The organism is Streptomyces sp. NPDC006393 (genome assembly GCF_040628575.1).
GTDB lineage: Bacteria > Actinomycetota > Actinomycetes > Streptomycetales > Streptomycetaceae > Streptomyces.
Genome location: NZ_JBEXZD010000062.1, coordinates 34,096 through 45,605, shown reverse-complemented (window position 1 = coordinate 45,605; position 11,510 = coordinate 34,096). Strand labels below are relative to the sequence as shown.

Sequence of the window (11,510 nt, the reverse complement as noted above, 5' to 3'; positions counted from 1 at the left end):
GCTTCCCTTCGGTGTTTCCGACTCTATCAGATCTTTTCCGACCCGATTTCCTCGGTGCTTTCCAGGTTCCCGCTCTCGCGTTTCCCTTTCCGGCGATCCCGACTTTATCAGAACTTTCGCGCCGGTCTGACCGGCCTTCGCTTCCGATTCATCGGGAGGGCTTCTCTGAAATCGACGTTTCCAAGAAGCAGGCAGATGTTCACTGCGGCCCCGTGGACTGGGTCCACCTCCGGGCAACTGTTTGAATCTACCTCCTCATCGGCTCCGTGTCAACGGCTCCGGTGGGGCGAAGAGGACACTAGCAGTTCAACGGACGTTCATGCACATCAGGCGGCCGTCGGCACGCCGGTGCTTCGCTCGTCTGCCGCGACGTCACCCGTTTCGCCGCTACGTACGGCGCGGCCGCCGAGGACGTAGACGTAGGTCAGGAAGGACAGCTCGGCCACGATCCCGACGCCTATGCGGGCCCAGGTGGGCAGGCCCGAGGGGGTGACGAAGCCTTCGATGGCGCCGGACACGAGGAGGACCAGGGCGAGGCCGATCGCCATGCCCACGGCCGCGCGGCCCTCCTCGGCGAGGGCCGCGCGGCGGGTGCGCGGCCCCGGGTCGATGACGGTCCAGCCCAGGCGGAGGCCCGTGCCGGCGGCGACGAAGACCGCGGTCAGTTCGAGCAGGCCGTGCGGGAGGACGAGGCCGAGGAAGGTGTCGAGGCGTCCGGCCGAGGACATCAGCCCGATGCCGACACCGAGATTGAGCATGTTCTCGAAGAGGATCCAGAGGACCGGCAGTCCCAGGAAGACGCCCAGGACCAGGCACATGGCGGCGGCCTGGGCATTGTTCGTCCACACCTGGGCGGCGAAGGCCGCCGCGGGGTGGCTGGAGTAGTACGTCTCGTACTCGCCGCCGGGTCGGGTGAGCTGCCGTAGCTCACTGGGGGCCGCGATCGTGGACTGCACCTCCGGATGAGTGCCGATCCACCATCCGAGGAGTGCCGCGACGACGGTGGAGACGACGGCCGTGGGTACCCACCAGTGGCGCGCCCGGTACACCGCCGCGGGGAAGCCCTCCAGGAGGAAGTGGGTGACGTCGCGCCATGACGCTCGCCGGGTTCCCGTCACGGCGCTGCGCGCGCGTGCCACGAGCTGGCTGAGCCGGCCGGTCAGCTGCGGGTCCGGGGCGCTGGACCGGATCAAGGAGAGGTGGGTGGCGGCACGTTGGTAGAGGGCGACGAGTTCGTCGGCCTCCGTGCCGGTGAGACGGCGCCGGCGGCGGAGCAGGACTTCGAGGCGGTCCCACTCGGCTCGGTGGGCGGAGACGAAGACGTCCAGGTCCATCGGGTCTGCCTGCTCCTCGGCTGGTTGATCGACTGTCCGTCGGATGCGTCAGCTTGTCGTACTGCGGCGCGATTGCCCACAGCTTGGCAGACTGGCCGTCTCCAAGGCGGGCCAGGGGAAGGTGGCGGGCGTGAGTGAGCTGGTGACGGGCGAGGCGGTGGCGCTGGAACTGCGCCCTGCGAGGCTGCCCAGCAGGGCACTGGCCGTCCTGCTCGACCTCGCCGTGGCGATGACGGCCTATGTGATGGTGAGCATCGCCCTCTTCGCCGCCACGGCGTCGCTGGACGAGGCGGCGCAGATCGCGCTGTCGATCGCCACCTTCCTGCTGGTTCTGGTGGGCGGACCGATCGCGGTGGAGACGCTCAGCCATGGGCGGTCGCTCGGGAAGCTGGCGTGCGGGCTGCGTGTCGTCAGGGACGACGGCGGGCCGATCCGGTTCCGGCACGCGCTGGTGCGCGGCGCTCTCGGCGTGGTGGAGATTCTGATGACGTTCGGAATCGTCGCCTGTATCGCCTCCTTGGTGTCCGGCCGCGGACGTCGGCTGGGTGACGTCTTCGCGGGCACCCTCGTGGTGCGGGAACGGGTGCCGGCCGGGCAGGCGTCCTTCGTGCCCCCGCCGCCGCCCTGGCTGGCCGGGCGGTTCTCGGCCCTCGACCTGTCGTCGGTGCCCGACGGGCTGTGGCTTGCGATCCGGCAGTACCTGACCCGGATGCGGCAGTTGGATCCGCAGGTCGGCTCGGGCATGGCGGAGCGGCTCGCCGTCGATCTCTCGGCGCGCACGGGGGCTCCGGTGCCGCCCGGGGTTCCGCCGGCCATGTATCTGGCGGCGGTGTTGCAGGAGCGGCAGGTCCGCGAGGCCCGGCGGGCCTTCGGGAACGGTGCGACGGCGGCCGGGCCGGGCGCCCAGGCCTTTCCCCCGCCCCCGGTGTCCGCTCCCGCGCCCCAGGCGCCGGCTCACCACCCCGGACCACCGGCGTCGGCCTTTCCCGTCCCGCAGGCGCCGTCCCCTTCCGCGCCGCGGCCCGAGCCGGCCAGTGGGGAGAGGCCGGCCACCGGGTTCGTGCCTCCCGCGTAGGGCGGTCGGCTCGCCGTCGCTCGGCGTCGGCTCGGGAGCCGGGGTCAGTCGGTGAAGACGGAGGGTGGTGACTGGAGGTCCTCGAGCTCGACGCCGGGGGCCGCCAGGACCACGTCACCGGTGATGTGGACGGTGTGCCGCTCCCCCGTGTCCAGGGCTGTGACCTGGTATTCGTCCACGGTCAGAGGGGCGTTGTCAGTGGCGTGTGCTTCTCTTTTCACCAGGGCCCAGGACTGGTCCACGGTGCGGGGGGCGAGGACCGGTTCCGTGAAGGTGACGAGGCGTACGCGGGTCACGGAGGCCGAGGGGGTGAGGCGGAGGAGACGGGCGGTGGCGATGAGGAAGGCGGGGGAGGTGCCGGTGAAGGCATGGGCGCGCACATTGCCTTCGGTGGCATGGGTTCCGGTGGGGTCGGTGCGGACCCAGGTGACGCCGTCGAGGGCGGCGCCGCGCACCTGCCAGCCGCCCGCGTGGAGTTCCAGGCGGAGGGGGCGGCCGAGTTCGTCGAGGGCGAGGTCGACGGAGCCGCGGTGATCGCCCGAGGGGGTGGTGACCTGGGAGACGTAGCGCCAGCCGGAGGGGCCGGGGGCGCACTGGAAGTGCTCTTCACCGAGGGGGGTGTGATCGTGCGGATCGTGGAGCGAATAGCGGCCGCGGGGCATGGGGTTCCTGGGGCTTGACGGGTCGGTCCGGCCAGTCGTCGGCCGGTCCGGCAGGTGTCCGGCAGGTGTGGCCGGCAAAGGGGCAGGCCCCCGGCACGGGGGTGCGGGGGCCTGCCTCGAGGGACCAGGGTGAGACGCGGGTGCGGCTCGGGGTCGGTCAGTAGCGGTAGTGGTCCGCCTTGAACGGGCCGTCGACGTCCACACCGATGTACGCGGCCTGCTCCGGGCGCAGCTTGGTGAGCTTGACGCCGAGGGCGTCGAGGTGGAGGCGGGCGACCTTCTCGTCCAGGTGCTTGGGCAGGACGTAGACGCCGGTGGGGTAGGCGTCGGGCTTGGTGAACAGCTCGATCTGGGCCAGGGTCTGGTCCGCGAAGGAGTTGGACATCACGAACGACGGGTGGCCGGTCGCGTTGCCCAGGTTCAGCAGGCGGCCCTCGGACAGCACGATGATCTTCTTGCCGTCGGGGAAGGTCCAGGTGTGGACCTGCGGCTTGACCTCGTCCTTGACGATGCCGGGGACCTTGGCGAGGCCGGCCATGTCGATCTCGTTGTCGAAGTGGCCGATGTTGCCGACGATCGCCTGGTGCTTCATCTTCGCCATGTCCGACGCGAGGATGATGTCCTTGTTGCCGGTGGTGGTGACGAAGATGTCCGCGGTCCCGACGACCTCGTCCAGGGTGGTGACCTGGTAGCCGTCCATCGCCGCCTGGAGCGCGCAGATCGGGTCGATCTCGGTGATGATCACGCGGGCGCCCTGTCCGCGCAGGGACTCGGCGCAGCCCTTGCCCACATCGCCGTAGCCGCAGACGACGGCGGTCTTGCCGCCGATCAGGACGTCGGTGGCGCGGTTGATGCCGTCGACCAGGGAGTGCCGGCAGCCGTACTTGTTGTCGAACTTCGACTTCGTCACCGAGTCGTTGACGTTGATCGCCGGGAAGAGGAGGGTGCCGTCGCGCTGCATCTCGTACAGGCGGTGGACGCCGGTCGTGGTCTCCTCCGTCACACCGCGGATCTCGGAGGCCAGCTGGGTCCATTTCTGCGGGTTCTCACCCAGCGTGCGGGTCAGCAGCTGGAGGATGACCCGGTGCTCCTCGGACTCGGCGGTGTCGACCGAGGGGACCTTGCCGTCCTTCTCGTACTCGACGCCCTTGTGGACGAGGAGGGTGGCGTCGCCGCCGTCGTCCAGGATCATGTTCGGGCCGCCGGTGGGGCTGTCCGGCCAGGTCAGCGCCTGCTCCGTGCACCACCAGTACTCCTCAAGCGTCTCGCCCTTCCAGGCGAAGACGGGGATGCCCTGGGGGTTCTCCGGGGTGCCGTTCGGGCCGACGGCGATGGCGGCGGCCGCGTGGTCCTGGGTGGAGAAGATGTTGCAGGACGCCCAGCGCACGCGCGCGCCCAGGGCGACGAGGGTCTCGATGAGTACGGCGGTCTGCACGGTCATGTGCAGGGAGCCGGTGATCCGGGCGCCGGCCAGCGGCTGCTTCTCGGCGTACTCCTTGCGGATCGCCATCAGGCCCGGCATCTCGTGCTCGGCCAGGGAGATCTCCTTGCGGCCGAACTCGGCCAGAGAAAGGTCCGCGACCTTGAAGTCCTGTCGGTTCTCGACAGTCGTCATTGCGAGCTGCTCCTCGGGGTTGGGTCGAGGTGGATACGGCTGATCTGCGCGGCGGCGGACACAGGGGTGCCCGAAGAGGACACAGGCATGCCCGCGTGCGCGCAGCGCAGTCCGTCGGAGGCCCTCTCTCCCTCGGACGGCCCGTCGTGGGGCCGCCCGACCGCCATCAGCAGCGACGTCTGGCTCGATCCCAAGCTACACCGCGCAGCCGGGCGACCCCAGTCCGCCTCCGGACAGATCCAGCCGTTCGCGGGACGCCGGGAAGACGCCGGGAAGACGGACCGGGCCCGCCGATGCGGAGGATCGGCGGGCCCGTGACGGTTCGCGGTGGCGCAGCTCAGTGGCCGGGGGCGGGGTGCGGGTTCGGTCCGCCCGGGGTGGCCTCCGGGTCCGCGCCCCTGGCCGCTTCGGTCTCGCTGTAGATGTCGGGTTCGAGGTAGATGACGCGGGCGATGGGGACGGCGGCGCGGATACGGGCCTCGGCGGCGTCGATGGCCGCGGCGATCTCGGTGGCCGTGTTGTCGTGCCGGACGGCGATCTTGGCGGCGACGAGCAGTTCCTCGGGGCCGAGGTGGAGCGTGCGCATGTGGATGACGCGGGTGACGGTGTCGCCGTCGACCGTGGCGGTCTCGATCTGCCGGACCACGTCGGCGCCGGCGGCCTCGCCGAGCAGCAGCGACTTGGTCTCGGCCGCCAGGACGAGGGCGATCAGGACGAGCAGGACACCGATGCAGACGGTGCCGATGCCGTCCCAGACGCCGTTGCCGGTGAGCAGGGCGAGTCCTACGCCGAGGAGGGCGAGGACCAGACCGATCAGGGCGCCGAAGTCCTCCAGGAGGACGACCGGCAGCTCGGGCGCCTTGGCGCGGCGGACGAACTGCGTCCAGGACAGCCCGCCCCGCAGCGCGTTGGACTCCTTGATGGCCGTGCGGAAGGAGAAGCCCTCGGCGATGATCGCGAAGACGAGGACGCCCACCGGCCAGTACCAGTGCTCCAGTTCGTGCGGGTGGCTGATCTTCTCGTAGCCCTCGTAGATGGCGAACATGCCGCCGACGGAGAAGAGCACGATGGAGACGAGGAAGGCGTAGATGTAGCGCTCGCGGCCGTAGCCGAACGGGTGCTGCGGGGTGGCCGCCCGCTGTGCCTTCTTGCCGCCGACCAGCAGCAGGAACTGGTTGCCCGAGTCGGCGAGCGAGTGCACGCCCTCGGCGAGCATCGACGACGAGCCGCTGAAGGCGAACGCCACGAACTTCGATACAGCGATCGCGAGATTGGCGCCGAGTGCCGCCACGATCGCCCTGGTGCCGCCTGACGCGCTCATGTGTTCGCGTTGTCCCTTCGCCCTCGTACTGGCTCTTCGCCCTCGTGCCGGCTTTGCCCGTCCTTTGCCGGTGGGCCATTGTTGCAGCCCGGTCCGGCCGCGGTACGTCAGGTCACCACAAGCGGGGAAGCATGCGGGGTCATACGACGACCGTGGCCCGGAAGACGGTGCCGGCCCCGGACACCTCGGCCTTCTCTCCCGCCGGCACGAACACGGACTGCCCGGCGGTCAGCTCGTGCTCGCCGGCGTGCACGGAGCCGGCGGTGCAGAGCAGGATCTGCGGGGTGCACAGGGTGAGGTCGTGGGCCCTGGTGCCCTCGGGCAGGACGTAACGGGAGAGGCGGAACTCGTCGATGGGGGTCTCGTAGACCTCCTCGCCGTCCGGGGCGGCCTCGGGGCGCAGCACGCCGGGGTCGCCCGCCTCGAAGCGGACGACGCGCAGGAGTTCGGGGACGTCGACGTGCTTGGGGGTCAGGCCGCAGCGCAGGACGTTGTCGGAGTTGGCCATGATCTCCACGCCCAGGCCGCTGAGGTAGGCGTGCGGGATGCCGGCGCCGAGGAAGAGGGCCTCGCCGGGCTGGAGGCGGACGTGGTTGAGGAGTATCGCGGCCAGCACTCCCGGGTCGCCGGGGTAGTGGTGCGCGATGCCGGCGTAGGGGGCGTGGTCGCCGCCGAGGCGGGCGCAGGCGGCCGCCGCCTCGGCGACGGTGTGGGCCGTCTCCTCGCGGTCGGCGGTGAGGATCGCGGTGAGGACCTCGCGCAGTGCGGCCTCTTCGGGGTGGGCGTGCAGCAGGTCGACGTACGGCTTGAGGGAGTCCACGTCGAGGGCGGCGAGCAGGTCGGCGGCCTCGGCCGGGGCCCGGAAGCCGCACAGGCCGTCGAACTCGGTGAGCGCGCAGACCAGTTCGGGCTTGTGGTTGGCGTCCTTGTAGTTGCGGTGCGGGGCGTCGACGGGGATCTGGCGGCGCTCCTCGTCGGCGTAACCCTCCTGGGCCTGCCGGAGGTCGGGGTGGACCTGGAGGGAGAGGGGGGCGCCGGCGGCGAGGATCTTGAGCAGGAAGGGCAGGCGCGGGCCGAACTTCGCGACGGCCTCGGCCCCCAGTTCGCGCTTCGGGTCGGACTCGATGACCTCGACCAGGGTGCCGCGCGTGGTGCGCGAGGGCGCGCCCGGGTGGGCGCCCATCCACATCTCCGCCTGCGGCTCGCCGCTCGGTTCTACGCCGAGCAGGTGCGGGATGGCGGTGGTGGAACCCCAGGCGTAGGGGCGGATGGTGTTGTCGAGGCGGTCCATGCGTTTCTCTCTGCGGTGGTTGTCGGGGCTCGGGGCGCCCGTCCGCGGGGGCCCCGGGCCCAGGTCAGGCCCTGGAGGCGAGCGACAGGTAAACGGCGGCGAAATCCGTGACGGCGATCAGTTCCGCGAGGGTCTCGATCTCGCCGCCGGGCTCCGGCTCGAGCTCGCTGATCGGCGTCTCGTGGCTGAGGGCCAGGTCGCGGGCGGCGGGAGCGGCGGTGAGCTCGCTGAGCGGGCGGTCCCGCAGCAGGACCACGCGCGCGTGCAGCGCGGCCGCTTCCTCGACGCGGTCACGGAAGAAGTCGCCGGGGTCGGCGCTGGCGGCCAGCGGGCCGGCGAGCAGGGCGTTGTGCGCGGCGAGCGCTTCGGGCAGCTCGGCGACGAGGGCGGGGATGCCGGACAGTTCGGCGAGCCCCGCGGCGAACCTGCGGCCGGCGGGACCGGCGGCGAGGCCCTCGGTCCAGATCAGCGGCAGCGCGTCGGTGAGTTCGGCGGCGAGGGTCTTGGCCGGGTTGCTGTAGGCGGCGATGGCGGGCCCGCAGCGCTCGGCGATGTGGTCGAGCCGGTCGGCGGCGGCGTTCAGGGCGTCGGGCGCGGCGGTGACGAGGCCGACCCGGTCCAGCAGCGCGAGCAGCGGGGTGAGCAGCGCCCAGAAGACTCCGGGGGCGGATCCGGCGAGGGGTTCGCCGTGGTCGTAGGGGGCCGTCGCCATGGGGACGAACAGGCCGTGGGCGCCCTCGACGGCCTCGGCGAGGGGGGTGCCGGCCGGGGCGACGGCGACGACCGTGCAGCCTCGGCGGTAGGCCTGGTCGGCGAGCAGGGCCAGGCCGGGTTCGGTGCCGTCCGGGGTGGCGATCAGCAGCAGGTCGACGGAGCCGGTCCAGCCGGGCAGTTCCCAGCGCAGCGCGCCGGAGGCGGAGGCGACACCGGTGGGGGCCAGCCGGGTGACGGGGCTGCCGCCGCCGGCGAGGGTGCCGAGCAGGTCGGCGGCGTGGGTGGCGGCGGCGCCCGGGCCGGCGATCAGTACGGCACGGGGGCGGCCGTCGGGTTTGAGGTCGCCCACGCCGGCCTCGGCGGCGTGCCGGGCGGCGGTGCGGATCCGGGCACCGGCCTCGGCGGCACCGCGGAGCAGTCCGCGGCGGTCGGCCCTGGCGAGTGCCTCCGGGTCGTCCAGCAGCGATTCGTCGAGCATGGGCGGCAGCCTCCGATCGGGCTCCGAGCGCCGGGGCGCCAGGACGTCGGGTCGTCGGACGTCGGGACGGTGGGACGCCGGGACGTCGCGTCGTCGGGATGGTGGGACGTCAGGACGGTGGGACGCCGGGCCGCCCAGCCGTCGGGGAGTCGGTCACGTCGTCGGTCACGCGGGGCGGCTCGCCGGGGCGTCCGTCACTCGGGGCGGCGCGCCTCGTCGACGAGGAGGACGGGGATGCCGTCGCGGACGGGGTAGGCCAGGCCGCAGCCCTGACCGGTGCAGATCAGCTCCGCGTCCTGCTCCTTGAGGGGGGCGTGGCAGGCCGGGCAGGCGAGGATCTCCAGGAGGCCGGCTTCGAGCGGCATGGGTGGTCCCTCCGGGACGTAGGGGGGCGTGTGCGGTTGTACGGACGTGCCTGGTCAGACTACCGCCGGTGGGGGCGTGGTGACGGAGTCGGCCGGGGCCGTGCGGCGGCGGACGGCCCCGGCGGTCGCCCGTCAGCCGCGGATGATCCCCAGGGCCGCGTCGCGGACCTCGGCCATCGTGGCCGCGTCCTTCGCCTCGGCGTTCAGGCGGAGCAGCGGTTCGGTGTTGGAGGGGCGGACGTTGAACCACCAGTCGGCGGCGGTGACGGTCAGGCCGTCGAGTTCGTCCAGGGTCACGTCCTCGCGGCCGGCGTAGGCGGCCTTGAGGGCGGTGAGGCGGGCCGCCTGGTCGGCGACCGTGGAGTTGATCTCGCCGGAGCCGGTGTAGCGGTCGTACTGGGCCACCAGCGCCGACAGGGGGCCGTCCTGGCCGCCCAGGGCCGCCAGCACGTGCAGGGCGGCCAGCATGCCCGTGTCGGCGTTCCAGAAGTCCTTGAAGTAGTAGTGCGCGGAGTGCTCGCCGCCGAAGATCGCGCCCGTCCGCGCCATCTCGGCCTTGATGAACGAGTGGCCCACGCGGGTGCGGACCGGGGTGCCGCCGTTCTCCACGACCACCTCCGGGACCGACCAGGAGGTGATGAGGTTGTGGATGATCACGCCCTGGCCGCCGTGCCGGGCCAGCTCACGGGCGGCGACCAGCGCGGTGATCGCGGACGGGGAGACCGGCTCGCCGTGCTCGTCGACCACGAAGCAGCGGTCGGCGTCGCCGTCGAAGGCCAGGCCGAGGTCGGCGCCCTCCTCGCGGACCCGCTTCTGGAGGTCGACGAGGTTCGCCGGGTCCAGCGGGTTCGCCTCGTGGTTGGGGAAGGTGCCGTCGAGTTCGAAGTACATCGGGACGAGCTCGACGGGCAGGCCGGTCAGGACCGTGGGGACGGTGTGGCCGCCCATGCCGTTGCCCGCGTCGACGACGACCTTCAGGGGGCGGATGGCGGAGACGTCGACGAGGGAGCGCAGATGGGCCGCGTAGTCCTCCAACGTGTCGCGCCGCGTGATCGTTCCCGCGCGCGCGGCCGCTTCGGGGGCGCCCGACTCGCTCCACCGTTCGACCAGTTCGCGGATCTCGGCCAGTCCCGAGTCCTGGCCGACGGGCGCCGCGCCCGCACGGCACATCTTGATGCCGTTGTACCGCGCCGGGTTGTGCGAGGCGGTGAACATGGCGCCCGGCAGGCCGAGCGCGCCCGAGGCGTAGTAGAGCTGGTCCGTCGAGCACAGGCCGATCTCGGTGACGTCGACGCCGAGCCGGGCGGCGCCGCGCGCGAAGGCACGGGCCAGGCCGGGCGAGGAGGGCCTCATGTCGTGCCCGGTCGCGATGGCGTTCGCGCCGGTCACCCGGGCGAAGGCCGCTCCGAAGAGCTCGGCCAGCGACTCGTCCCACTGGTCCGGGACCACACCGCGCACGTCGTACGCCTTCACGATCTGCGACAGATCAGCAGCCACGGCCAACCCTTCTGGAGTCCAATCGGTCACCACAAACTACCCGTCCCGGGCGGTGGCGCCGACGCGTGAGGGGCGGCGCGCACGTACTGCTGGACGAGCGCGGGCGCGCTGCTGGGGCACGTCGGAAGGACCGGTGGGACAACTCGCAAGGATCGGTGAGACGTTGGGCCGGAGTCTCGGCCCGCCTGATGCCTCCGGCTCGCCTGATGTCCCGGGCTTGCCCGTTGGCTCCGGCTCGCCCGTTGCCTCCGGCTTGCCCGATGCCTCCGGCCCGCCCGATGTCCCCGGCTTGCCTGATGCCTCAGGCTCGCCTGGTGGGCGCCCCTCGGCTCAAGCGGTGGTGAACGGTTTTGTCAGTTGTCCGGTGACCGGAGCACCCTCAGGTGACCGCGGCGCGCGACCTCCATCGGGTCGGCCCCGCGCGCTCCGCCGCCACCGGCCTGGGCCGCCCGCTCCTGGGGGCGGGCCGCCTCGCGCACCGCGTTGGCAAGCGCTTCCAGGTCGTCGCCGCTGGGGCGGGCGGGCGCCGAACCGTCGAGCAGTCGCACGACCTCCCAGCCGCGCGGGGCGGTGAGGCGCTCGGAGTGCTCGGCGCACAGGTCGTAGCAGTGGGGTTCGGCGTAGGTGGCGAGCGGGCCGAGGACCGCGGTCGAGTCGGCGTAGACGTACGTCAGCGTCGCTACGGCGGGACGGCCGCAAGCGGTGCGCGAACAGCGACGTACAGGGCTCACGACGTTGGACGGTACCGCACTCTTGAGCGGGCCGCGACGACTCTCCACCAGGTCACCCCACCGTGTCGTAGTGTGAAACGCCCCACACGCCCCTTCTGACACACCTCGCTGACCTGCACGGACGGCCGGGAAAGCGATCTCTGGCGCCCTTTGCTCCGGTCACGACTGGGTACAAACACCGTCAATCGCTTTGAGTTCGACGGTCTCGGAGAGATACGGAATCGAGCCAGGCTTGGCCGGAATCGGTATCAAGTGAGCAGTCATCGTGACCGATATGACCAGTCGGCCATCATCCGTCGGCGTGACCCGTGGGCCCGTCGGCGTGACCCGTCGCCGTGACCCGTGTGGCCGGTCGTCGTGACCCGGGATCGTGACCCGCGATCACGCGGACGGCACGGTGTCCGGTATGTGCCCGGCATACCGCGCG

11 protein-coding genes are annotated in these 11,510 nt (G+C 71.8%); 2 read left to right on the top strand and 9 right to left on the bottom strand.

What is annotated here, in order from left to right:
- A partial coding sequence (locus ABZ484_RS24010) for a hypothetical protein (protein WP_358867968.1) occupies positions 1 to 245 on the top strand: 245 nt, incomplete at its 5' end.
- Between the two features lie 81 nt (positions 246 to 326).
- On the opposite strand, the gene ABZ484_RS24005 is transcribed toward ABZ484_RS24010, so the two are convergent.
- Entirely contained in the window at positions 327 to 1,334 is a 1,008-nt protein-coding gene (locus tag ABZ484_RS24005; protein WP_358867967.1) for a stage II sporulation protein M, read from the bottom strand.
- Positions 1,335 to 1,464: 130 nt separating this feature from the next.
- Here ABZ484_RS24005 and ABZ484_RS24000 point away from each other — a divergent pair, with 130 nt between their 5' ends.
- Positions 1,465 to 2,409 (top strand): RDD family protein, encoded by a 945-nt coding sequence (locus tag ABZ484_RS24000; RefSeq protein WP_358867966.1) that lies wholly within the window; start codon positions 1,465 to 1,467, stop codon positions 2,407 to 2,409.
- 44 nt (positions 2,410 to 2,453) lie between these two features.
- On the opposite strand, the gene ABZ484_RS23995 is transcribed toward ABZ484_RS24000, so the two are convergent.
- The 8 genes from ABZ484_RS23995 to ABZ484_RS23960 form a co-directional block, all read right to left on the bottom strand.
- Positions 2,454 to 3,071 (bottom strand): hypothetical protein, encoded by a 618-nt coding sequence (locus tag ABZ484_RS23995; RefSeq protein ID WP_358867965.1) that lies wholly within the window; start codon positions 3,069 to 3,071, stop codon positions 2,454 to 2,456.
- A gap of 157 nt (positions 3,072 to 3,228) precedes the next feature.
- Positions 3,229 to 4,686: an adenosylhomocysteinase gene (ahcY, locus tag ABZ484_RS23990; protein WP_358867964.1), complete on the bottom strand. Its 1,458-nt coding sequence runs from the start codon at positions 4,684 to 4,686 to the stop codon at positions 3,229 to 3,231.
- Between the two features lie 337 nt (positions 4,687 to 5,023).
- Complete coding sequence (locus tag ABZ484_RS23985) at positions 5,024 to 6,007, bottom strand: cation diffusion facilitator family transporter (protein WP_358867963.1); 984 nt, start codon at positions 6,005 to 6,007, stop codon at positions 5,024 to 5,026.
- A gap of 139 nt (positions 6,008 to 6,146) precedes the next feature.
- Entirely contained in the window at positions 6,147 to 7,298 is a 1,152-nt protein-coding gene (manA, locus tag ABZ484_RS23980) for a mannose-6-phosphate isomerase, class I (RefSeq protein WP_358867962.1), read from the bottom strand.
- Between the two features lie 64 nt (positions 7,299 to 7,362).
- Positions 7,363 to 8,490 (bottom strand): SIS domain-containing protein, encoded by a 1,128-nt coding sequence (locus ABZ484_RS23975; RefSeq protein ID WP_358867961.1) that lies wholly within the window; start codon positions 8,488 to 8,490, stop codon positions 7,363 to 7,365.
- A gap of 194 nt (positions 8,491 to 8,684) precedes the next feature.
- The gene (locus ABZ484_RS23970; RefSeq protein ID WP_358867960.1) at positions 8,685 to 8,855 is read right to left on the bottom strand and encodes a Trm112 family protein; all 171 of its coding nucleotides are present in this window, start codon (positions 8,853 to 8,855) and stop codon (positions 8,685 to 8,687) included.
- 132 nt (positions 8,856 to 8,987) lie between these two features.
- Positions 8,988 to 10,352 carry a phosphomannomutase/phosphoglucomutase gene (locus ABZ484_RS23965; protein ID WP_358867959.1) on the bottom strand — a complete coding sequence of 455 codons (1,365 nt, stop codon included), beginning with the start codon at positions 10,350 to 10,352 and terminating at the stop codon, positions 8,988 to 8,990.
- Between the two features lie 353 nt (positions 10,353 to 10,705).
- Entirely contained in the window at positions 10,706 to 11,131 is a 426-nt protein-coding gene (locus ABZ484_RS23960; RefSeq protein ID WP_030182488.1) for a DUF3499 domain-containing protein, read from the bottom strand.
- Between the last annotated feature and the right edge of the window lie 379 nt (positions 11,132 to 11,510).